25 protein-coding genes, 1 tRNA gene and 1 pseudogene are annotated in these 22,437 nt (G+C 51.7%); 19 read left to right on the forward strand and 8 right to left on the reverse strand.

The genetic code is table 11. The features are described 5' to 3' along the window. Window positions 1–35: 35 nt before the first annotated feature. Window positions 36–1,109: a GTP pyrophosphokinase family protein gene (locus FHW76_RS23480; RefSeq protein WP_064160947.1), complete on the reverse strand. Its 1,074-nt coding sequence runs from the start codon at window positions 1,107–1,109 to the stop codon at window positions 36–38. A 192-nt stretch (window positions 1,110–1,301) separates the two neighbouring features. Between FHW76_RS23480 and FHW76_RS23485 the strand changes: the two genes are divergently transcribed. The 7 genes and pseudogenes from FHW76_RS23485 (at window position 1,302) to FHW76_RS23515 (ending at window position 6,021) form a co-directional block, all read left to right on the forward strand. Further along, window positions 1,302–1,889: a phage baseplate assembly protein V gene (locus FHW76_RS23485; protein ID WP_233426602.1), complete on the forward strand. Its 588-nt coding sequence runs from the start codon at window positions 1,302–1,304 to the stop codon at window positions 1,887–1,889. Beyond that, window positions 1,886–2,233, forward strand: a complete 348-nt coding sequence (locus FHW76_RS23490; protein WP_047666979.1) for a GPW/gp25 family protein — start codon at window positions 1,886–1,888, stop codon at window positions 2,231–2,233. The genes FHW76_RS23485 and FHW76_RS23490 overlap by 4 nt, the downstream gene beginning before the upstream one ends. 4 nt (window positions 2,234–2,237) lie before the next feature. Further along, window positions 2,238–3,094, forward strand: a pseudogene (locus FHW76_RS23495) (baseplate J/gp47 family protein). Then, on the forward strand, window positions 3,027–3,254 hold the full coding sequence (locus FHW76_RS23500) for an ogr/Delta-like zinc finger family protein (RefSeq protein WP_077266454.1): 228 nt from the start codon (window positions 3,027–3,029) through the stop codon (window positions 3,252–3,254). The pseudogene FHW76_RS23495 and the gene FHW76_RS23500 overlap by 68 nt, the downstream one beginning before the upstream one ends. Before the next feature lie 375 nt (window positions 3,255–3,629). Continuing rightward, complete coding sequence (locus FHW76_RS23505) at window positions 3,630–5,069, forward strand: integrase family protein (RefSeq protein WP_064166689.1); 1,440 nt, start codon at window positions 3,630–3,632, stop codon at window positions 5,067–5,069. Continuing rightward, window positions 5,062–5,703: a hypothetical protein gene (locus FHW76_RS23510; protein ID WP_077267714.1), complete on the forward strand. Its 642-nt coding sequence runs from the start codon at window positions 5,062–5,064 to the stop codon at window positions 5,701–5,703. Before FHW76_RS23505 ends, FHW76_RS23510 begins: the two co-directional genes overlap by 8 nt. Before the next feature lie 111 nt (window positions 5,704–5,814). Continuing rightward, window positions 5,815–6,021 (forward strand): helix-turn-helix domain-containing protein, encoded by a 207-nt coding sequence (locus FHW76_RS23515; RefSeq protein ID WP_074192852.1) that lies wholly within the window; start codon window positions 5,815–5,817, stop codon window positions 6,019–6,021. A gap of 136 nt (window positions 6,022–6,157) precedes the next feature. On the opposite strand, the gene FHW76_RS26540 is transcribed toward FHW76_RS23515, so the two are convergent. Both FHW76_RS26540 and FHW76_RS26545 read right to left on the reverse strand, forming a co-directional pair. Further along, the gene (locus FHW76_RS26540; RefSeq protein WP_238637924.1) at window positions 6,158–6,301 is read right to left on the reverse strand and encodes a hypothetical protein; all 144 of its coding nucleotides are present in this window, start codon (window positions 6,299–6,301) and stop codon (window positions 6,158–6,160) included. Between the two features lie 3 nt (window positions 6,302–6,304). After that, window positions 6,305–6,484 carry a hypothetical protein gene (locus FHW76_RS26545; RefSeq protein WP_071827566.1) on the reverse strand — a complete coding sequence of 60 codons (180 nt, stop codon included), beginning with the start codon at window positions 6,482–6,484 and terminating at the stop codon, window positions 6,305–6,307. Window positions 6,485–6,614: 130 nt separating this feature from the next. On the opposite strand from FHW76_RS26545, the gene FHW76_RS23520 reads away from it, so the two are divergent. The 10 genes from FHW76_RS23520 to FHW76_RS23565 all read left to right on the forward strand — a co-directional run bounded on the left by FHW76_RS23520 (window position 6,615) and on the right by FHW76_RS23565 (window position 14,384). Next, on the forward strand, window positions 6,615–6,875 hold the full coding sequence (locus FHW76_RS23520; protein ID WP_074192851.1) for a host cell division inhibitor Icd-like protein: 261 nt from the start codon (window positions 6,615–6,617) through the stop codon (window positions 6,873–6,875). Next, window positions 6,868–7,068: a hypothetical protein gene (locus FHW76_RS23525; protein ID WP_074192850.1), complete on the forward strand. Its 201-nt coding sequence runs from the start codon at window positions 6,868–6,870 to the stop codon at window positions 7,066–7,068. Before FHW76_RS23520 ends, FHW76_RS23525 begins: the two co-directional genes overlap by 8 nt. Window positions 7,069–7,072: 4 nt before the next feature. Then, a complete protein-coding gene (locus FHW76_RS23530) occupies window positions 7,073–7,372 on the forward strand; it encodes a DUF4222 domain-containing protein (RefSeq protein ID WP_064166688.1) in 300 nt (99 codons plus the stop codon). Beyond that, a complete protein-coding gene (locus FHW76_RS23535) occupies window positions 7,369–9,171 on the forward strand; it encodes a primase-like DNA-binding domain-containing protein (protein WP_064166687.1) in 1,803 nt (600 codons plus the stop codon). Before FHW76_RS23530 ends, FHW76_RS23535 begins: the two co-directional genes overlap by 4 nt. A gap of 293 nt (window positions 9,172–9,464) precedes the next feature. After that, on the forward strand, window positions 9,465–9,821 hold the full coding sequence (locus FHW76_RS23540) for a hypothetical protein (RefSeq protein WP_183477039.1): 357 nt from the start codon (window positions 9,465–9,467) through the stop codon (window positions 9,819–9,821). A 146-nt stretch (window positions 9,822–9,967) separates the two neighbouring features. Next, entirely contained in the window at window positions 9,968–10,162 is a 195-nt protein-coding gene (locus FHW76_RS23545; RefSeq protein ID WP_064166686.1) for a hypothetical protein, read from the forward strand. Then, window positions 10,159–12,072 (forward strand): ClpP-like prohead protease/major capsid protein fusion protein, encoded by a 1,914-nt coding sequence (locus FHW76_RS23550; protein WP_064166685.1) that lies wholly within the window; start codon window positions 10,159–10,161, stop codon window positions 12,070–12,072. The genes FHW76_RS23545 and FHW76_RS23550 overlap by 4 nt, the downstream gene beginning before the upstream one ends. Before the next feature lie 389 nt (window positions 12,073–12,461). Next, entirely contained in the window at window positions 12,462–13,058 is a 597-nt protein-coding gene (locus tag FHW76_RS23555; protein WP_147716112.1) for a tail assembly protein, read from the forward strand. Next, a complete protein-coding gene (locus FHW76_RS23560) occupies window positions 13,055–13,405 on the forward strand; it encodes a phage tail assembly chaperone (protein WP_258315909.1) in 351 nt (116 codons plus the stop codon). The genes FHW76_RS23555 and FHW76_RS23560 overlap by 4 nt, the downstream gene beginning before the upstream one ends. A 292-nt stretch (window positions 13,406–13,697) precedes the next feature. Then, window positions 13,698–14,384, forward strand: a complete 687-nt coding sequence (locus FHW76_RS23565) for a hypothetical protein (protein WP_064166682.1) — start codon at window positions 13,698–13,700, stop codon at window positions 14,382–14,384. A 170-nt stretch (window positions 14,385–14,554) separates the two neighbouring features. Here the strand turns inward: FHW76_RS23565 and FHW76_RS23570 are convergent. Further along, window positions 14,555–14,630 (reverse strand) — tRNA-Ile (locus tag FHW76_RS23570). 124 nt (window positions 14,631–14,754) lie between these two features. Between FHW76_RS23570 and mug the strand changes: the two genes are divergently transcribed. Beyond that, on the forward strand, window positions 14,755–15,261 hold the full coding sequence (gene mug / locus FHW76_RS23575) for a G/U mismatch-specific DNA glycosylase (RefSeq protein ID WP_002917636.1): 507 nt from the start codon (window positions 14,755–14,757) through the stop codon (window positions 15,259–15,261). A 99-nt stretch (window positions 15,262–15,360) separates the two neighbouring features. Here mug and rpoD read toward each other — a convergent pair whose 3' ends face one another. The 3 genes from rpoD to rpsU all read right to left on the reverse strand — a co-directional run bounded on the left by rpoD (window position 15,361) and on the right by rpsU (window position 19,493). After that, window positions 15,361–17,202 carry an RNA polymerase sigma factor RpoD gene (gene rpoD, locus FHW76_RS23580; RefSeq protein WP_008806539.1) on the reverse strand — a complete coding sequence of 614 codons (1,842 nt, stop codon included), beginning with the start codon at window positions 17,200–17,202 and terminating at the stop codon, window positions 15,361–15,363. 218 nt (window positions 17,203–17,420) lie between these two features. After that, a complete protein-coding gene (gene dnaG / locus FHW76_RS23585; RefSeq protein ID WP_008806538.1) occupies window positions 17,421–19,166 on the reverse strand; it encodes a DNA primase in 1,746 nt (581 codons plus the stop codon). Window positions 19,167–19,277: 111 nt separating this feature from the next. Beyond that, window positions 19,278–19,493: a 30S ribosomal protein S21 gene (gene rpsU, locus FHW76_RS23590; RefSeq protein ID WP_001144069.1), complete on the reverse strand. Its 216-nt coding sequence runs from the start codon at window positions 19,491–19,493 to the stop codon at window positions 19,278–19,280. Between the two features lie 237 nt (window positions 19,494–19,730). Here rpsU and tsaD point away from each other — a divergent pair, with 237 nt between their 5' ends. Next, complete coding sequence (tsaD, locus tag FHW76_RS23595; protein ID WP_008806537.1) at window positions 19,731–20,744, forward strand: tRNA (adenosine(37)-N6)-threonylcarbamoyltransferase complex transferase subunit TsaD; 1,014 nt, start codon at window positions 19,731–19,733, stop codon at window positions 20,742–20,744. 44 nt (window positions 20,745–20,788) lie between these two features. Here tsaD and FHW76_RS23600 read toward each other — a convergent pair whose 3' ends face one another. Next, window positions 20,789–22,396: a cytosine permease gene (locus FHW76_RS23600; RefSeq protein ID WP_004181356.1), complete on the reverse strand. Its 1,608-nt coding sequence runs from the start codon at window positions 22,394–22,396 to the stop codon at window positions 20,789–20,791. Window positions 22,397–22,437 lie beyond the last annotated feature (41 nt).

Below are 22,437 nucleotides of genomic sequence, written 5' to 3' on the forward strand. Positions count from 1 at the left end.
ATAAGCAGCAAGAGTTCGAAATGCGGTAATTAGTTCTAACCTTTAATTTTTTTCCTTATGTCCGAGAAAAAGTCAGAGATATGTTCTTCTTTTAAATTTAATCCCGAGATATTATTGTATTCAGATTCTATTGCAGGGGAGTTTTTTAGTGCGATCATTATCTGGCAGAGATAAGAGATGATAGCTTCTCGTGGCATGGTGTTTTTACTGTAATAATTAATAAAGGTTTCACCAAACCAAGAGGGTCGATTTGAAATGTGGTTTTTCATTTCTATTAATGCTTCATTAAGTTGCGCTATTGTAGTTATTCCAACCAAATTCAAACCATTTAAGAGGTACTCAAGGTTTTTATCTTCATTTCTACCGCGAACCTTAACTCCATGTGTTTTTCGGATTTGATTTGAAATTTCATCTATAAGCTTGCTTTTATTTAAAAATTCATCTATCACAACAATGTCTAAAGTGGAATAACCAGAGCCACTTTCAAGTTCATTAGCAACTTCTTGTTGTCTGGCTGTGATTTTATCCTTGATTTTAATGAATTCGTCATCAGCTAACTCTAATAGTCCCGCTAGTCGAGAAAAATATCGCCTTATCTCGTTGGGAAGTCCTGTAGCTGACTTATACCCAATGTCATGTTCGATCTCAGCCCAAGCGTGTTGAAGTATCGAGCGTATTTGAATTTCGGCTTTAATGTTTCTATATGTCTCGTACTCTTTTAAATTTAAACGAGTATTATTTAGGGATGCTATGTAGTGTAGTGAAAGATAGCCAAATTTCTCAGGCTCGATGGATATTCTTTTATCGATGGAGTTTTCGGTGTCAATTAGGAATTCCCTTTCAACTAATGCTGCTATTTTGTCAACATCATCAGCGTAATGGGTTATAATTCTGATGCCCACAATGTCGGTGATATCCATTATTGAATTATATTTATTCTTTTTGTTTATTTTCTTTTCAAGGCTTTTTCTTGTTTTAACCCTAGAGTCAAGTGAGTGAATAGAGATTTCTGCATTCCGAATCAATGTGTTCAGCAGCGATTTGAGGACTAGGGCATAGGATTCAAATTTATCTTTTTGCTCATCGTAACTGATTAGAATTTCTGACATGTATGCACCGGAGTATGTTAATTAGTTAGGTTTTTTTTCATCAATGAGATTATCTCCATATTCGCTTCGAACGATGCGTTGTGTCAACTACAGCAAAACCCCCTTGGATTGTTAGGAACGATTCCATGCGGCATCCTTTCCCCTATGAATACTCTCGCATCTATTCAGGAACTTGCCCGCGCGATACGCAACATGCTCCGCACCGGCATCGTCGTCGAAACTGACCTCGACGCCGGGCGCTGTCGCGTGCAGAGCGGCGGCATTTATACCGACTGGCTCCAGTGGCTGACGCATCGGGCCGGGCGCTCGCGCACCTGGTGGGCTCCCTCCATTGGTGAGCAGGTGATGATTCTGGCCGTGGGCGGTGAGCTCGATACCGCTTTTGTGCTGCCGGGTATTTATTCCGACGACAACCCCGCGCCGTCGGTCTCGGAGGATGCTTGGCACGTTGAGTTTCCCGACGGTGCCGTTATGAGTTATGAGCCGGAGACCGGCGCGCTGACTGTCACCGGCATTAAAACCGCCGATGTGACCGCATCCGACTTGGTTGCCGTCAGCGTGCCGGTTGTGCTGGTCAAAGCTTCGACTCGCGTCAACCTCGATTCACCGGAGGTGGTCTGCACCAATAAGTTGATGACCGGTACGCTGGAGGTAAAGAACGGCGGCAAGATGTCTGGCTATATCGAGCACGGCGGCGGCTCATTTTCTTCTAACGGCAAGGTGCTCAACACCCATAAACACCCTGGCGACAGCGGTGGAGAAACGGGGGAACCACTATGATAGCGCGTTATCTCGGCATGAATCGCGTGACCGGTGAAAGCATTTTAGACGTTGATCATATCAGCCAGAGCATCGGGGATATCCTGCGCGCGCCCATCGGCTCCCGCGTCATGTGTCGTGAATACGGCTCGCTGTTGTCGCAGATGATAGATCAGCCTCAGACCCCGGCGCTTGAGCTGCCAATTATGTCGGCGTGCTACATAGCGATCCTGAAGTGGGAACCGCGCGTCAGGCTGACCAGTATCACTACAGAGCGGCAGTTTAACGGGCAAATGGTCGTCGACGTGACCGGCCAAATCACCGATACCGGCGAGAGCCTTTCCTTAACCATGCCTGTGAGTTGAATCTATGGCAGTTATCGACCTGAGCCAGCTCCCCGCGGCTGATGTAGTGGAAACGCTGGATTTTGAAACCATCCTCACCGAACGCAAAGCGACGCTGATTTCACTGTACCCAGAAGATGAGCAGGAAGCGGTCGCCAGGATATTAACGCTGGAGTCTGAGCCACTGGTGAAATATCTCGAAGAGAATGCCTATCGCGAGGTGATTTTACGCCAGCGCATTAATGAGGCGGCGAAAGCCGGGATGGTGGCCTATGCCATCAAAAACGACCTCGACCAGCTCGCGGCAAATAATAACGTTGAATGCCTGGTCATCACTCCGGGTGACGATACGCAAATACCGCCAGTGGATGCGGTATTGGAATCTGACAGTGATTTACGCCAGCGCATCCCGGCGGCATCTGAGGGCATGACTGTTGCAGGGCCGACCGGTACCTATGAGTTTCATGCCCTGAGTGCCGATGGTCGCGTACCGGATGCCTCGGCTAACAGCCCGGCACTGGCAGAAGTCACTATCGCCGTCCTGTCTCGTGAAGGTGACGGCACAGCATCAGATGATTTATTGCAGGCGGTCAGTACCGCACTGAATGATGAGAGTGTACGCCCGGTTGCTGACCGCCTGACGGTTGTGTCGGCTGAAATAGTAAATTATGCAATTGACGCGGTGTTGTATGTCTACCCCGGCCCGGCGACCGAGCCGATTCTGCTGCTGCCAAAGCACAGTTAACCGCGCATATCACGGAACAGAGCCGCCTCGGTCGTGACATCCGAATATCGGCGATTTACGCCGCGTTGCATGTGCAGGAGGGGCAGCGCGTCGAACTGTGCGGGCCTCTGGCTGACGTCGTGCTCGATAAAAACTAGGCCGCGTACCAAAGAGCGTTACCATCAATGCACAAACATAAAGTGCAATTGTACGTTTGTAACGATGGAATCGGAGGAGCATTTTATTGTTACACCCGGTACGATAGTACTGGCCCCACCTCACCCGACTGTTGGTGGTCAGCGGTCATTGTGGCTCTGATAAATTTCCGATAAATGTTCGCCGCGAGCGGTTTTTTTATGTGCTCTGAAAAATGGCGGGAAAAAATCCACCGCCAATTCATCGCCACTTTAAAAGCAGGCAACAAAAAAGCCACTCTTTAGAGTGGCTTAATTATATAATTTTAAAGATAAAATTTGGTGGCCCCTGTTGGGTTTGAACCAACGACCAAGCGATTATGAGAATGGCGTTGCCATCCTACCTTAAGATACTTTGTCATAATAAATCAATGAGTTAACAAACTCATTGACACTGTATAAATAACCAGAAATACTCTGTTTTACCTGTTTATGACACCCCCACGGGACCCCCAGAATGGAACCCCCGTGACCAAACGATCTTTTCTGCGCAACGAGTATGACTGAAAAAACGTTCAGATTTACCAAATCGAGAATTGAGGGTTTACCTCCGGCGTTAAAAGGTTCCCGGGTGGAATACCGTGATACTGAGGTACCCGGGCTTATCCTGCGCGTTACCGCTGGTGGAGTGAAGACGTTCAGTGTCTCGCGTAAAAAGCACGGTGAGCACTTTCGGGTGACGCTGGGGCGATTCCCGGATCTAAGCGTCGAAAATGCCAGAGTGATGGCCATAAGGTCTCTGGGTGAAATGAGCATGACCCGGAAGAACCCAAACGACCTGCGGAAGCAGGATGAAAAACGGCTGATAACGTTGCTGGATGCTTTTGAAGAGCGCCTGAAGGTGAGAGGGCACCGGATTAGCCAGACCACAGCTGATCAATACCGAGGGCTACTCACCAATTATTCCGGTGACTGGATGAATCAGCCAATGCTGCATATCACCCGTGAACGAGTAGAGAAGCGACACAAAGCCATTTCGGAAGGTACTGTGTGGTTTGGTGAGGATCGTTCAAAGTTTCGCGCAGGTGTCGGAACGGGAAGCAAATCACAGGCCGATGCCTGGGGACGAGCTATCCGGGCTGTATTCCGTTTTGCATGGGATCATTATCGGGACGATGAGGGCCGTAGTCTGTTACCTGAACCGCCGACTATGGTACTGAGCACTAAAGGGCACTGGCACGGGTTGGTGCGTAAAACTGAGCGTGTCAGGAATACCGATCTGGGACGCTGGTTCGCAGCTATTGAGCAGGTACGCCTGCAGGCCGCTGAAAATCGCGATGACTTCGCACAAGCAGCGTGTGACGCAATATATATGGCGATGTTTACGGGACTCCGTAAGTCTGAAATTCTTCAACTTGAGTGGAGTCGGGTTAATATTCCTGCCCTTTATTTCTGGATTGATAAGACGAAGAACGGCGATCCGCTGGAACTTCCAATTATCCCCTCGTTATTGAAAATGTTCCGCCGCCGGTTATCACTTCGAAAAGGTGATGAGCCATATGTATTCCCCGGAAAAGATGGTGGTGTTATCAGTGAGTCGAGAAAGGTAATAAACAGGATTGTCGCTGCAACTGTTCCTGTACCTAATCCTGATGCTTTGCCGCCAGTTAGTTTCAAATACCACGATGCCCGCCGTACGTTTGGATCTGCTGCTGCTCTTGCTGGTCTAGGGCATGACTTGATTAAACGGCTGTTGAACCATAGAACACTACGTAGCGCTGACGTAACGGAAGGGTACTTGCATTTTGGCGCTGATGAGTTGCAGGAACATGCTGAGAAAGTGGAGCGCTATTTGTTGGAAAAGGCTGGGCTGATGGAGAGTAAAAAGGCTATTGATGCACAGCTGCTGGCAGTCATGGCATCGATGAGTGATGAAGAAAAAAGGACGCTAATTTTCAATCTGATGAATCAGACTTCTGCAGGAGCTGCTAATGATTAACTTAACTCAAAAAATTGAAGAGGCTATTCATCAGGTTTCAGTTGGAGCTATTAAACTTTCGTCTTTACGCGGTGATTTTAACGCCGTATTGAATGCCTTAACCATAAATAAAAAAGATTATGAAGAACCTGTTTTATATGAAATTCCAGATAAGTATTCCGATGCCTTTAATAGACTGACATTAAGTGGCGAGTTATCAGAGTTGGTACTATTTACAGAGAAATATGGTATCAAATGCTCCCAGGACGATTCTCAGGCAATGAGTGCGGCTATTCTCCTGTATTCTCAGTCTCAGTTTGAGATAGCTCAGACTGTGGCCGATAGAATCTATGCCGATAGGTTGAGAATGCGCATATATCCTAATGTATTACGAGACCTCCAAGATCGAGCATACAAAGAAAGACTAAAAGAAAATGCGAAGAAGCCACGTAATAAACATTACAGCGAGGCAATTAGGATCGCTAAGGACACATGGAGCCGTTACCCTACGGCTAGTAAGAATGGGATGTGTCAAAAACTCCATGGGTATTTCAATGGACAGGTTAGCATCGACACTCTTGATCGTTGGATTAAGGCAGCCAAAATAAAACCTCCTGTAACATCAAAAGCAACGTCATTTTCATTGATTTTGTAGGTAGGGGCATAGTAGCTATGCACCCTGCATAGCTCTTATCCCTGCCTGCCTAATTGTTTTCATCAACAATAGAGTAACTCCGGTGCTAACTTGTCATACACGGAGCTACTTATGCATTTAGTTGAATCGAATACTCCTAAGAGACTCACCCGCAATGAGGCCGCTGCTCACCTTGGCGTTAATGCTCAGACATTGGCGAACTGGGCTCATACAGGGCGGGTAAAAATCCCATTTCATAAAGTCGGGCGCAAGGTCATTTATTTCAAATCCGATCTTGATGCTTATCTGGATTCCACGCGTAGAACTCAGACGGCGTGAGGTGGGCTATGGCAGATAAAACAAAGGCGGCCATGCCGGGCCGCCAATGCAATAACACTAAACATATTCAGGATACCAGGGTTAACGCTGGTGGTCAAAGAATGAGCCAGCGCAATTCTGCGCCCGCTGATTTTATTCAGCTTTTTTGCAAAGCCTTTTCGCATCCAGGACGCAATACATCTCGCTCCTTGCTTCCGCAGAGGATCTTTGTCGTGAAGCAGGATTTTAAGAGAAAGGCGGCAACAATTAAAACAGCCGCCAAGATAATAATTTTTTTCATTGCTCATCCTTTTGGCTCGATGCCGCGTGATTGTAGCTCTTTGCGGATTATTCGCTTTATCCAGGCAGCCAGCGACTCATCACCATCTTGCTGCTGGGCCTGTTCCATTAGCTCACGTAACTCAGGGTCTAGTCTGAACTGGAATGGTGGATTACCACGTCTTTCATTTTTGTGTGTTGACACGTCAATTACACCCGATGTAATGTGTTTATGTGTAATGACACATTACATACATGTGTTGCAAATAGCAACGCCCCGAAGTGCGGGAACACTACCGAGGCGTCTAACCAAACCGTTAAAAGAGGTAACGATTATGGCTGATCACCAGCATACCCAAACTCGCCCTAAATTTACATGGTTGTTCCTAGCTAAGCCTAAAAGCCATCCCGATTGCCAGCCGGTAATCGTCCGTTTTAGTGCAGATACAGAGGACGTGGCGCGCCAGGCGTTCCCTGGCTGGAGCCTGACCTTTGCCGCAAAGATTCGTACAGAATCACCTTGCCGATTTGCTTTCCTCGATTACGCCTCAGGAATGTCGCTGGCATTCGATAACAGGGAGGTGCGCCATGCATAGCCAGATACCTATGCTCAATGTGAGTCTGCATGTATCCCCAGCTTTTACTGGTCGAATTCTGGTGTATGTGAAAAACGGGGTTGTTATTTCAGATAATCCGATTGGTGATGAAGAAATTATTGCTTCTCCTCGAACTATCACCGAAATGCTTGAACGTGCTGGCTACCGTATAACGCCGATTAATAAGGGATAACACGATGAAAAAGAAAAATACCGGGTTTACCTCCGGGGGCTTCACTCATCCTGAGATCCTGCCGGGCGATATTTACCAGGATAAACGGGGCGAGCGTGTAACGGTTTTATCTGCAACACCAAGCCGCATTTGTTTTATTCGCGACGGGTATACGGGGGAATGTGCATTTCCTGCGGTTCGTTTTCTGAGGGAGTTCACGCCAGTGAAGCGCCAGACAATCGCCGAATGGTGCGACACCAACAATACAGCAGAAAAGATAAAGAAAATTCGCGCGATGATTGCCGCTAAGAGGGCAGGGAAATGAAAAACGCACCGAACGTGAAGCAACTGCCGAAGGACAAATTTACGGAGGCGATTATTTTTGCTGGTGCTGACGCATGGAGTCATGCCAAACAATGGGAAGAGGGATTAGGTAAACAGATTGCGGAAGACACCACGCCTCCTGTTTATCTGGGGCCGCGGCAACTGGAGGAACTGGACAACCTGCGCATTATCGATGATGGCCGCCGAGCTGCGCGGGTGTACCTGGCTGGCGATATCGAGACGTCGATGATTAGTGCCATTGGTGCCAAGCTGGCACAGGCCGGGGTACAGGACGCAAAACTTTATAAGGGTATTCCCGATACTCATCCGGAGGACTGGCGCGATCATCTTAATCGGATTAGGGAAGGAAAAAGCACAGTAGTAAATCTGCCAGTGACGAAAAGAGAACCAGCGCATGATGAAGTTAGCCCGGCTCTGAACCAGATGGGGGCCAGTCAACGCGGGCAAGTGCTGCTGGCGCATTACGATGGCGACCTGGCTATTCATGCAGATTCGGACATGGTTCACCACTATAACGGTGTGATCTGGAATCCACTCCCGGATAAAGAGCTGCAACGGGCGATGGCACAGATTTACATCGATGCTGAGGTAGCCTATTCGCAAAATGCCATCAAATCGGCGGTGGAAACCATGAAACTTAGCCTGCCGGTGATGGGAGTCACGGCCCGTAACCTTATTGGCTTCAGTAATGGCGTATTTGATACCCGAACAGGGGTATTCAGGGAGCATTGCAAAACCGACTGGCTGTTGATTGCCAGTGAGCTGCCATTCAGTCCACCAGCTGAGGGGGAGACACTGGCCAGCCATGCGCCGAACTTCTGGAAGTGGTTACGACGTTCCGTGGCCAACAACGACCGCAAAACAGACCGTGTGCTGGCGGCGCTATTTATGGTACTGGCGAATCGGTACGACTGGCAGTTATTCCTTGAGATTACGGGGCCAGGCGGTAGCGGGAAAAGTGTGATGGCGGAAATCTGCACCATGCTGGCGGGTAAGGCCAATACAGTATCAGCCAGCATGAAAGCGCTGGAGGATGCCAGAGACAGAGCGCTGGTGGTGGGGTACTCATTGATCATCATGCCGGATATGACCCGCTATGCTGGCGACGGCGCCGGGATTAAGGCCATTACGGGCGGTGATAAGGTTTCTATCGACCCGAAACATAAAGCACCATACTCAACCCGTATTCCAGCGGTGGTACTTGCCGTAAACAACAACGCTATGACCTTCAGCGACCGTAGTGGGGGAATATCGCGTCGGCGGGTCATATTCAACTTCACGGAAGTTGTTCCGGAAAACGAGCGCGATACGATGCTGGCTGAAAAGATAGAAGGTGAGTTGGCCGTCATCATTCGCCACCTATTGACCCGCTTTTCCAGCCAGGACGAAGCCAAACAGCTGCTGCATGAACAGCAGAAGTCAGAAGAGGCACTGGCTATCAAGCGTGAAGGTGATTCGCTGGTGGATTTCTGCGGTTATCTGATGGCGTCGGTAGTGTGTGATGGGATGTTTATCGGCAATGCGGAGATTGTGCCATTCAGTCCGCGCAAATATCTGTATCACGCCTATCTGGCATACATGCGGGCCAACGGTCTGAGTAAGCCGGTTTCTTTGATGCGGTTTGGAACCGATATGCCAGGTGCAATGGCTGAGTACGGCAAGGAGTACCAGAAGCGAAAGACTAAACACGGGATACGCTCCAACGTCACCCTGCATGATGATTCCGGAGAGTGGATGCCGTCATGTGCAACTACCTCAGAGAGTGGAGGAGAAGAGTAAAGTTATAGATAAAGTGTTCACCAGTATTCATCATGTTAAAATATATATTAATTACATGGTGTTAAGGGGTGAACACTTATTTATTAAGTCTTCACCAAAGTATTCACCTGTTCACCTTTTGATTGTTTTTTGTTCTGGAAGGTGAAGGGGCAGGTGAATACTTGTGAACACATAAAAACATAGTGTTCACTGCTTAACCATATGAATTTAATAATTAAAATTGATAAGGTGAACGGGTGAACACTTAAGCGTATATTTTTATTTTTTTACACCAGCAATACCTGGAGGGAACAATGCAACGGTTAAATGAAATCAAAAATCGCCTTGAGGTGATTGAGAAAGCGCTTGGTGAACAATATCCGCGTTTTAAAGCAGATCCCGAAATTACCGGGCAGATAACTGACCTGAAGGACTACGTGCAGGAGGAACGCAAAAGGATTCAGAAACAGAAAGCGCGGGGGGAGTTGTCAGAGTTTGAATCAGCCTTCATTGAACCAGCCATTAACGATGTGTATCTGTCATCTCTCGATAAAATCAGACGAGGTTCAAAACCAAGCAGCAGGGTTAATGACTACATTTGCGATACCTCATCCACACTGGGTTACTGGCTCTTCCAGATCAGGGATTACAAGGGCAAGAAAGATCAGTAGCAGGGCATAAACCAAATTGCCGGGGAAACCCGGTTTTTTTGACTCTAAATCTAATTAACCTGTTTTTCTGATAAAAATAATTTTACTTACCACTTTAATCGATCAATGATGGCGCGTATACCACTAGACACGATAAGGGTAAGAGGATGGCAGAACGAAGCAATAAGCAGCACGATAAAGGCGGTACGGTTCATATCGATGCTGAAACCATGAAAAAAATAGAGGCGTATCAGGCATTCATCCGTAAGAATCACCCGGATATGCCCGTACCAACGAAAGGCCAGATTGTGCGCAGCAGCGTTAACTACTGGCATCACCAGACGCTGGGGGCCTGGGTATGAAATCCTGGTACACCATCAAAGCAGCCAGCGATGCCACCAGCGCCAATATCAGTATTTATGAGGAGATCGGCGGCTGGGGTATCACTGCTCAACAGTTCTCTGAAGACCTGAAAGCCCTGGGCGATATTTCCCATATCAGCCTTCACATCCACTCACCCGGCGGTGACGTGTTCGACGGCATCGCTATCTACAACCTTCTGAATAAACACCCTGCAAAAGTCACAGTGCATATCGATGGCCTGGCTGCCTCTATGGCCTCAGTCATTGCGATGGCCGGTGACCGCATCGTTATGCCGGAAAACGCACTCATGATGATCCACAAGCCGTGGGGAATCTCCGGTGGTAATGCCAACGATATGCGCGACTATGCCGAGCTGCTGGATAAAGTTGAAAACGTCCTGATCCCGGCTTACGCCCGCAAAACTGGCAAGTCTGCTGAAGTGCTGGCGGCCATGCTGGAGGATGAGACCTGGATGGATGGTCGTGAATGTGTAGCGCAGGGATTCGCCGATGAGTTGTTACCGGCGGTCAGCGCAATGGCCTGTATTGAATCGAAACGAATTGAGGATTTTGAGCATATGCCAAAAGAGATTAAAGGGATGATCACCGGTCCGAAAGGTTCCACCAGTAGTGCGGTGCCGGAACAGAACCGTATCAACGGGATTAAAGACCTGTTTGCTATGTTCGGCGGTAAGCATGATTCACTGAAAATTCAGTGCCTGGAAGATGTGGACTGCACGCCGGAAAAAGCGAAAGACATGCTGCTGACTGCCCTGGGCAAGAGTGCGACCCCATCGAACAAAAGCACTTATTCACACATTTACGCTGGTAACGGCAACATCACCGGCGACGCTATCCGCCAGGGGCTTTATTCCCGTCTGGGTCACGAACGCGCCGAACGCGGGAACCCTTATGCCATGATGAGCCTGTTTGATATGGCTCAGGCATCGCTGGTGGATCGTGGCATTAGTATCAGCGGCTTTGGCAACCGCTCGCAAATTGTGAATCTGGCCTTTACGCACAGTACCAGCGACTTTTCCCATATCCTTGCTGGTGGCGCTGAGAAATCTGTTCTTACAGGCTGGCAGAACAGCGGTGAAACTTTCCAGCAGTGGACGAAAACCGGCTCGCTATCCAACTTCCATGAAGCCAAGCGCGTTGGGCTGAATGGCTTTTCTGAGCTGGAAAAGGTGCCAGAGGGGGCTGAATACAAATATGTCACTACCAGTGACAGCGGCGTACCTATCGCGCTTGCGACGTATGGCAATATCTTCTCCATTACCCGCCAGGCCATCATCAATGACGATTTGAGCCAACTGACGACCGTTCCTCAGGCTATGGGCCGTGCTGCAGCGCGTACTGTAGGTAATCTGGTCTATCTGAACCTGACTGCGAACAGCAAGTTTACAGACGGTAAGCCGCTATTCCATGCCGACCATAAAAACCTCATCGCTAAAGGGATGGATACTGACGGACTTAATGAAGCCCGTAAGGCTATGCGCCTGCAGGAAGACGCGAACGGCGATCCGATCAATGTCATTCCTGCCTATATTCTCGTTCCTGCGGCGCTGGAAGGGGCAGCCAATCGCGCGGTGCTCTCATCTTCCTCGCTGTTCCCGGTGGATCAGGACGGCACACTGAACCAGAACTCCGGCATCATTAACGTGGTTAAAGATATGGCTCAGGTTGTGGTTGAGCCGCGACTGGATAAGTCAGACAACAAGCAGTGGTATGTTGCGGCGGCACAGGGCACAGACACTATCGAGGTGGCTTATCTCGACGGGATGGATACGCCATATCTTGAGCAGCAGGAGGGCTTCACCGTTGATGGTATCGCCTGGAAGGTGCGCATCGATGCAGGTGTGGCTGCGCTGGACTACCGCGGGCTGGTCAAATCGAGTGGGGCATAAGAGCAGAGGGGCGGCCACGGCTGCCCATTTCTCGTGGGTCCTCCGGGCGGGGCGACCTTCCACGGGGCGGCGCGCTCGCGGGAAACGGCTGGTTTTTGAATTCTAAGGTCATCATCATCATTCGCTAACCGATTGATTTTAAATACATGAGAATCTTAAAAAGTGGCAATGATGATGGTTTGTATGTTTTTTGTTCATCATCATCGGGGGGATGGTGAAAACAATACGGCTGACAATTACTGAACTGGCCGACGTCACCGGGATTCACCGACAGACGGTCTCAAAGCGCCTGCAGGATATTCCGCCTGAGTCGGGCAGCAGCTGTAAGAGAAAGTATTACGACCTAAAAATAGCATTGGCGGCAATTTACTTTAAAGGAGAAATACAGAATGCAAAGTAAAGAAGTGATGACCCGTATTGAACTTAGTGGTGTATTAGCTAAGACGTTCGGCCGTGTTCACCACCGAGTAATCAGAACGACTCAGGAAGCAGGCGTGGCATTAGCGGCGACAATTCCGGGTTTTGAGAGATTCATGATTGATAGCAAAGATAAGGGGCTGACCTTTGCTGTTTTCAGGGGCAAGAGAAATATTGGCGCCGATGATTTGGGTTATCCGGTAACGGGTGAGGCTATTCGCATTGTCCCGGTTATTGCCGGCAGCAAAAAATCCGGTTTGCTTCAGACAATAATGGGTGCCGTGCTCGTCGCCGCGGGAGCTATTGCAACCTTTGTTTTCGATCAGCCATGGGGTGTTAACCTGATGGTCGCTGGTGGCTCTATGATGGCTGGCGGTGTTATCCAGATGCTTTCCCCTCAACCCGGAGGTTTAGCCCGTAAAGAGTCCTCCGATAATAAAGCCAGCTATGCCTTTGGCGGTGTCACTAATACAGCCTCGCAGGGCTACCCGGTAGGCCTTCTATACGGCAAACGCCGAATTGGTGGCGCAATTATCTCCGCTGGTATCTATGTGGAGGATCAGCTTTGACAAATCAGGTGAGACTCTGGCCGGAAGGAGAGGTATTTACCCGTAAGGTGATGATACCGACAAATTACGATCCACTACCCGTTGAGGTGGTTTATGTTGTCCCACCGTTCGAAGTCGTCGTTGCTCTATGGCAGAACAAGGAGCATGAAAAAACTTACCCACTGTTCCGGCAGTTTATTCAGGGCTGGAGTCTGGAAAAAAAACTCACTGATAACGTACTTAAAGCCTTTTTGAGAGCTTACCCGGGAACTGCAAATAAAATTATGCATGGCTGGCAGGAACATATGCAAAGCGCACTTACGGAAAATGAGCATCTTTTTGCTATGCAGAGCCAGACCATTAACTGAGTCGGAGGGACGATGTTAAAACATGAAACTCTAATAGCTGCAATTGAGACCGCTGCGGATCTGCGTGGATTCAGTCTTAATGGGCAGGAGCGGCTGGTTATCCGCACCCGTGTTGATACTGCACTGGCAGCTAAAGCACGATACCCTAGGCGGATGGCGGCCAGTACTTTCCACTGGCAGAAGCCCATTCCGCCAAGATAGGGCAGACGGTTAAAATCCATAAATCAGCTGTTGAATTATTGAATTTTAACCATATTTATAAGAGGGACTTCACTCAAAAAAGGTAACTTTGATGGCCGGACAATTAGACGAAGCAGCAAAACAGATTTTGGGTACCTTACTGGCAGATTTTACAGATCGTGGGTTAACTGCACAGGATTTAAAAAATGGTTATGAAGGCCCGAATATCAATGCGCTAGCGACTGCAGTATGCAACGTCGCTGATTTTACATCTGTAGATTTTGAAGTTGCCTTTGGCGATCTCGAAAAAGGTAAGCTAATCGGAACCGGGCCAATGAAAATGTTTGATAATGATCACAATAGTTCTGTGGTCATCATTGGTTCTTATAGTCTACGTGAGTTCGTTTATTTGACGGAGGCTGGATACAAGGAGTCCAGAAAAGTACCAAACCGCCCGCAACGTGTTCAACGCATAGTCAATAATCTGACTATCACCGGCGGTCATTTCAGCAATACGCAATTAGGGCAGGGGGAGGTCGTCTCTCAGGCTCAAAACATTACAAGCAGTTCCGATTCTGAAATAGTTTCAAAGTTGATTTCCATCCTTGAAGAACAGGGGCAGGTAGTTAACAGCGCTCATCGCTCTGATATTGAAGCAGCTGTCGCAGCAGCTAATGAAGGTGATGGTAAAGAAGCCAAATCTTTACTGGCTAAGGTTTGCGGCCCGGCCTGGGAATCCATACAACCGGTTATGTGGCCGATCGTTGGTGAGTTAGTGAAAAGAAGTCTTGGTCTTTAAAGCAGTCAGTTTTATTTAAGCCGCGTTTGCGGCTTTTTTCTCGTTTAGGCTCGATGGTATCGCCAAAGTTACCAAGCGACTTATACCTAACCTTACTTATAGATGGCACCCCCATGGGACCCCGAAAAAAGCAAAAGGGCCGGCGATTTCTCGCCAGCCCTTGCTGTGTCTGGTGGCCCCTGTTGGGTTTGAACCAACGACCAAGCGATTATGAGTCGCCTGCTCTAACCACTGAGCTAAGGGGCCGTGGCGAGGGATTATAAAGTAACTGACGGTTGCAATCCAGCGTAAAGCGCGCAGCTGCTGTTTTTATAAACAATGCATTTTCAATCCTTTATAATCATGTTTTAGCCATACAGCCGGAGAAAACATGATTAGCGATATCCTTGCGCCGGGCCTGCGCGTTGTCTTTTGCGGTATCAACCCGGGGAAGTCCTCCGCCCATACCGGCTTTCATTTTGCCCATCCTGGCAATCGCTTCTGGAAGGTCATCCATCAGGCCGGATTCACCGATCGACAGCTCAGGCCGGAAGAGGAGCTGCAGCTGCTGGATACGCGCTGCGGCATCACCATGCTGGTAGAGCGTCCGACGGTGCAGGCCAGCGAGGTCGCCCTGCAGGAGTTGCGCAGCGGCGGCCGTGAGCTGGTGAGGAAGATTGAGGAGTATCAGCCGCAGGCGCTGGCGGTGCTCGGCAAGCAGGCCTTCGAGCTGGCCTTTAACCAGCGCGGCGCGAAGTGGGGGAAACAGGCTATGACCATCGGGACGACCCAGGTCTGGGTGCTGCCCAATCCCAGCGGCTTAAACCGGGCGACGCTCGATAAGCTGGTGGCGGCCTATCGTGAACTGGATGATGCCCTGGCGACCCGCGGCCAGTAGCGGAGAGAGGCGACTTTCCCCGGATGGCCACCTGAACGCCATAAAAAAAGCTCCCCGCAGGGAGCTTTTTAACCGGCTGTGGACGATGTCCCGCGACGATTAATCGTCGAGGAAGCTACGCAGCACTTCAGAACGGCTCGGGTGGCGCAGTTTACGCAGCGCCTTCGCTTCGATCTGACGGATACGTTCGCGGGTAACGTCGAACTGTTTACCCACTTCTTCCAGCGTGTGGTCGGTGTTCATGTCGATACCGAAACGCATACGCAGGACTTTCGCTTCACGAGCGGTAAGGCCGGCCAGCACGTCGTGCGTTGCCGCACGCAGGCTCTCGGTGGTCGCGGAATCCAGCGGCAGCTCGAGGGTGGTATCCTCGATGAAATCCCCCAGATGCGAATCTTCATCGTCGCCGATCGGCGTTTCCATGGAGATAGGCTCTTTGGCGATCTTCAGCACCTTACGGATTTTGTCTTCCGGCATCAGCATACGCTCAGCCAGCTCTTCCGGGGTCGGTTCACGGCCCATCTCCTGCAGCATCTGACGGGAGATACGGTTGAGCTTGTTAATGGTCTCAATCATATGCACCGGAATACGGATGGTGCGCGCCTGATCCGCGATGGAGCGGGTGATCGCCTGACGGATCCACCAGGTCGCGTAGGTCGAGAACTTGTAGCCGCGACGGTATTCGAACTTATCAACCGCTTTCATCAGACCGATGTTGCCTTCCTGAATCAGATCGAGGAACTGCAGACCACGGTTGGTGTATTTCTTGGCGATAGAGATAACCAGACGCAAGTTCGCTTCCACCATCTCTTTCTTCGCACGGCGGGCTTTCGCTTCACCGATGGACATGCGACGGTTGATGTCTTTCACCTGTTCGATGGTCAGGCCGGTCTCTTCTTCGATCTGCTGCAGCTTCTGCAGGCCGCGCTGCACGTCTTCTTTCACTTCCAGCAGCTTCTCGGACCACGGCTTGTTCATTGCCACCGCAGCGTTGAACCAGGTTTCGCTGGTTTCGTTGCCGGTGAACAGCGTGATGAAGTTTTTCTTCGGCATTTTGCACTGCTCAACGCACAGCTTCATGATGATACGTTCCTGAGTACGAACGCGATCCATCATGCTGCGCATGCTGTTGACCAGGTAATCGAACTGCTTCGGCACTAGGCGGAACTGCTTGAAGACTTCAGACAGCTTCAGGATCTCTTCCTGCGCGGCGGCATGGCTACGACCTTTGGCTTTGATGGTGTCGCGCGTCAGCTCGTACTGGGTACGCAGCTCGGCGAACTTCTCACGGGCCAGCTCTGGGTCGATGCTGTTGTCGTCATCGCTGTTGTCGTCGGCGTCGTCATCTTCATCTTCGTCTTCGTCGTCATCCATCTCTTCCTGAGACAGCTCGGAGCCAACGTGCGTGGCGGTCGGCGCCATGTCTTCTTCGGCGTTCGGATCGACGAAACCGGTGATCAGATCGGACAGACGGGCTTCTTCCGCTTCGACGCGGTCGTACTGCTCAAGCAGGTAGGTGATCGCTTCCGGGTATTCGGCAACGGAGCACTGGACCTGGTTGATCCCATCTTCGATGCGTTTGGCGATGTCGATTTCGCCTTCACGGGTCAGCAGCTCTACGGTACCCATTTCACGCATGTACATGCGCACCGGGTCGGTCGTGCGTCCGATTTCGGATTCCACGCTGGAGAGCACCTGCGCGGCAGCTTCGGCAGCATCTTCATCCGCGGTGTTTTCGGCAAGCATCAGATCATCGGCATCCGGTGCTTCTTCCATCACCTGAATACCCATGTCGTTGATCATTTGGATGATGTCTTCGATCTGATCGGAATCGACGATATCTTCCGGCAGATGGTCATTGACCTCGGCATAGGTCAGATAGCCTTGCTCCTTACCACGTTGGACAAGAAGCTTCAGCTGTGACTGCGGGTTTTGCTCCATAAGACGGTATCCACACTTAATTCGTTTGATTGGTGTCGGCAGGCGGGCTGTCGACATTTAAAGCGAGGGCGTACTTATATTATTGCCGCTGCGCCTCTGCGCGGCTGTCGGGGGCTTCCCGATCGATACTCGGCACTTAAGCCGTTAAATACTTTTCCTTCACGTTGTTCTGCGTTTTCTTACTGCTTTGATACAACGTGAAGGATATTGTCTGTCATTTATTTTTTCGCCAGCTCCTGGCTGATGGTCCAGAGCTCCCGGCGTTCTTCACTGCTTAAACCGTGTGTGCGATCGCGAGCTATCAACTCTTCCTGTCGCAGTTCCAGCAGTGAATCAAACATATGGTTAAGCGAGTCGGTGAAGGTTTTTTCAGCGATATCTTTATCTGCTATATCGTCCCACATCGACAGTTTTTCAAGGGTTGCAGCCTCTTTTGTGCCGCGATATTGCTCTAAAAGTTGCCCGGTCGTCAGACCAGGCTGCGCCAGACAGCTTTTCACCAACTCGCTGAACAGGCTAAGGCCTGGCATTTTGCGCGAGTCCAGTCCCTCCAGCGGCGGGACTAACGGCGCCAGATCCGGGTTTTGCACCAGCAGTCCTATCAGTATACGCATGGTCGTGCGTTTTAGCTGTGGCGCGGGACGCGGCGCGCCATTTTCAGACTGTTTTGGCATTAAACGTTCAAGCTGTGCGTCATCTAAAATGCCCAGCTTGTTGCCCAGCTCCTGACGCAAGTAGATGCGCAGCGTTTCGCCCGGGACCTGGGTTATCAGCGGCAGCGCCAACGTGCTCAGCTGCGCGCGCCCGTCCGGGGTACTCAGATCGACCTGCGGCAGCAGGCTGTTAAACAAGAACGTGGAGAGCGGCTGAGCCTGCTCCATCCGCGCCTCAAACGCCGCTTTGCCCTCTTTACGCACCAGCGTATCCGGGTCTTCGCCGTCAGGCAGAAACATAAAACGCAGCTGGCGGCCATCGGTCATGTACGGCAGCGCTGTCTCCAGCGCGCGCCAGGCGGCATCGCGGCCGGCCCGGTCGCCGTCGTAGCAGCAGATGACGTTATTGGTCACCCGAAACAGCAGCTGGATATGGTCGGCCGTGGTCGAGGTGCCCAGCGAGGCCACGGCATAGTTGATGTCGTATTGCGCCAGCGCCACGACGTCCATATACCCTTCGACAACCAGCAAACGCGGTGGTTCGGGATTGTCCTGCTGCGCTTCATACAGGCCATACAGCTGACGGCCTTTATGGAATATGTCGGTTTCCGGGGAGTTCAGATACTTCGGCAGGGCATCGCCCAGCACTCGTCCGCCAAACCCAATTACCCGGCCTCGCTTATCGCGGATGGGGAACATCACCCGTTCGCGGAAGCGGTCGTAACTGCGTCCCTGATCGTTGGTGACCAGCATGCCGGCATCAATAAGCGACTGGCGGTTTTCCTGATTGCCGCCAAAACGTTTTAAAACGTTATCCCAACCCGGGGGAGCATAGCCGATGGCAAAGCGCGTAATCACCTCGCTGCTTAACCCCCGTTTTGCCAGGTACTGGCGCGCAGGGTCGGCGGCGGGCTGCATCAGAGACTGTTGGTAAAACGCATTCAGCCCATCCAGTAACTGGTAGAGGTTCTGCCGTTGATGGCGCTCTATCTGGCTGGGTCCGTTGCCTGCTTCATAAGGCACTTCAAGGTTATGCATGGCGGCCAGCTCTTCGACCGTTTCCACGAACTCGAGCTTGTCGTAGTTCATCAGGAAGTCGATAGCATTGCCGTGCGCCCCGCAGCCGAAGCAGTGGTAAAACTGTTTTTCACCGTTGACGGTGAAAGAGGGGGTTTTTTCGTTATGGAACGGACAGCACGCGTGAAAATTTTTGCCCTGCTTTTTCAGCTTTACCCGCGCATCGATCAGATCGACGATGTCGGTTCTGGCAAGCAGATCGCTAATAAATACACGTGGAATTCGTCCAGCCATAAGCCCCGTTATTTCTGATGACTATAAACGAAAATAAGCCGCGCATTCCTTTCGGAAGCACGGCCTTACAACTACAACTCGGTCTGAATTGAGAGCGTCGCTCTCAACAGATTAGTACAGACGAGTACGGCGTGCGTTTTCGCGAGCCAGTTTCTTCGCGTGACGTTTCACTGCAGAAGCTTTAGCGCGCTTACGTTCGGTAGTCGGTTTTTCATAGAACTCACGACGACGAACTTCCGCCAGAACACCTGCTTTTTCGCAGGAACGCTTGAAGCGACGCAGAGCTACGTCGAACGGCTCGTTTTCACGTACTTTAATTACCGGCATGTGCCTCTCACCTTTGATTAATTCGGTTTGCCGCTGGCCGCAATGCCAGCTTATTTCAAAATGGTGCGGAATTTTACTGCAACTACTGCTGCTTTGTAAAGCACCGGCGCCTTTTTTGAAAGGGACTTTTATAAGGGTGAGGAGTATACACGAAGAGAGCACCAGGGGTGAGCAAAGTTTTACATCGCCGGTCATTGGACCTACACTGCGCGGTATTGAAGCGAGGTAAAACAACTCATGCGTGTACTGGGCATTGAAACATCCTGCGATGAAACCGGCATCGCGATTTATGACGACCAGCAAGGTCTGTTAGCCAACCAACTGTATAGTCAGGTGAAACTGCATGCGGACTACGGCGGCGTGGTGCCGGAGCTGGCATCGCGCGACCACGTGCGCAAAACGGTGCCGCTGATCCAGGCGGCGCTGAAAGAAGCCGGTCTGACGGCGAAAGATATCGACGCCGTCGCCTATACGGCGGGTCCTGGCCTGGTCGGCGCGCTGCTGGTCGGGGCGACCGTTGGCCGGTCGCTGGCCTTCGCCTGGAACGTGCCGGCGATCCCGGTACACCATATGGAAGGGCACCTGCTGGCGCCGATGCTGGAAGATAACCCACCGGCGTTCCCGTTCGTCGCGCTGCTGGTTTCCGGCGGCCACACCCAGTTGATTAGCGTCACTGGTATTGGTCAGTATGAACTGCTGGGCGAGTCGATTGACGATGCGGCGGGCGAAGCCTTTGATAAGACGGCGAAACTGCTGGGACTGGATTATCCCGGCGGGCCGATGCTGTCGAAAATGGCCGCTCAGGGCACCGAAGGCCGCTTTGTCTTCCCGCGGCCGATGACCGACCGCCCGGGGCTCGATTTCAGCTTCTCAGGCCTGAAAACTTTCGCCGCCAACACCATTCGTAATAATGGCGACGATGAGCAAACTCGCGCCGACATCGCCCGGGCATTTGAGGATGCGGTCGTCGATACGCTGATGATTAAATGTCGCCGCGCGCTGGAGCAAACCGGCTTTAAGCGTCTGGTGATGGCGGGAGGCGTGAGCGCCAACCGTACCCTGCGGGCGAAGCTGGCGGAGATGATGCAAAAACGCGGCGGCGAGGTGTTCTACGCCCGCCCTGAGTTCTGTACTGACAACGGCGCGATGATCGCCTACGCCGGCATGGTGCGTCTGCAAACCGGCGCCAAAGCCGAGCTCGGCGTGACGGTTCGCCCGCGCTGGCCGCTGGCCGAGCTGCCTGCCGCCTAACGCATCCTGAAACAGGCCGACGTCACGTCGGCCTGCCTTCCTGACTACTCCATACTTTTACACAGCGAGCAGATGGCTCCCTGATGCTTGTGTGAGTGCATCACATCCGGGCGCTCGTACTCTTCCTCACAGCTAACGCATTGATACACGGTGGTGGAGGCGTTCCCCGCCGCGTCATAGCGCGGCTCGGCGATGCCGTCATCCACCTGCTTAATATAGTAGCGCCCGCGGGTAAGGAGTCCCATCAGCGGGGTCATGACAAAGGCGACGACCAGCGCAATCAGCGGCGAGAACGGCGCCAGCGTCGCGCCCAGCAGGCCGAAGAAGGCGCAGATCGACAGCCCGGCGGCCAGACCAAAGGAGACCACGCCCACCGGGTTAACGTTGTAGATCATGCCGCGACGATACTCCGGCTGCGCCGGGGCCAGCTTGAGCAAGCCTTTATTAAAGGTGATGTCGGTCGCCACCACCACGACCCAGGCGATGGCGAAGTTGGAGTAAAAGCCGAGGATCCACGACAAGGCGCTGAACATATCGCCTTCCATCAGCGCCAGGGCAATCGCCAGGTTGACCACCACAAAAATAATCCGTCCCGGATAGCGTTTGGTGGTGCGGGTCCAGGCGCTGGTCCACGCCAGCGAGCCTGAATAGGCATTGGTGACATTAATTTTTATCTGCGAGATCACCACCAGCACCACCGCCAGCGTCAGGGCCAGCCAGCCGGGCACCAGGTTATCGAAGACGCTGACGAACTGCTGCACCGGTTCGGTATTGTGCACCGCCGGGAAACGGGTCAACAGATAGAAGCCGAGGAAGGCGCCGATGATCTGTTTGATCGCGCCTAACACCACCCAGCCCGGGCCGGCGGAAAAGACCGCCAGCCACCAGCTTTTACGGTTCTCCGCGGTCTTAGGCGGCATAAAGCGCAGGTAATCAATTTGCTCGCCAATCTGCATGATCAGCGACAGGCATACCCCGGCGCCGAGCATGATGGCGGTGATATCCACCGTCGACGCGCTGTTTTTACCGGCGAAATGCAGGAAGCCGTCCACCAGCTGCGGATCTTTGACAATCAGCCACACCACCGGCACCACCATCAGCACCAGCCACAGCGGGGTGGTCCATACCTGCAGGCGGGTCAGGGCTTTCATGCCATAGACCACCAGCGGGAGCACCATCAGGGTGGCGATCAGATACCCCATCCACAGCGGGATCCCGAGGCCCACCAGCAGCCCCTGGGCCATGATCGAGCCTTCGAGGGCGAAGAAGATAAAGGTGAAGCCGGCAAAAATAATGCTGGTGATCACCGAGCCGAAATAGCCGAAGCCGGCGCTGCGGGTGATCAGGTCAAGGTCAATGTTGTAGCGCGCGGCGGTGATCGCCAGCGGAATGCCGGTGAGGAAGATCACCAGCGCCGCCACCAGGATCGAATAGATGGCGTTGCTGGTGCCCCAGGCCATACCGATGCTGGCGCCGATGGAAAAGTCGGCCAGGTAGGCGATGCCGCCCAGCGCCGTGACCGCGACGACGCCCGGTCCCCAGCGGCGGAAGCTCAGCGGGGCATAACGTAAGGTGTAATCTTCTAAGGTTTCCCGGGAGCCGGAAGTCCGCGTTGTCGCAGGTAATTCAGGGTTGAGATCCAGTGATGACATAGTCATTCCTTAATGGTTAGGCATGACTTGAATTAGCAAAC

Source organism: Klebsiella sp. RC2, from assembly GCF_014192815.1.
Classification (GTDB): Bacteria; Pseudomonadota; Gammaproteobacteria; order Enterobacterales; family Enterobacteriaceae; genus Klebsiella; species Klebsiella variicola.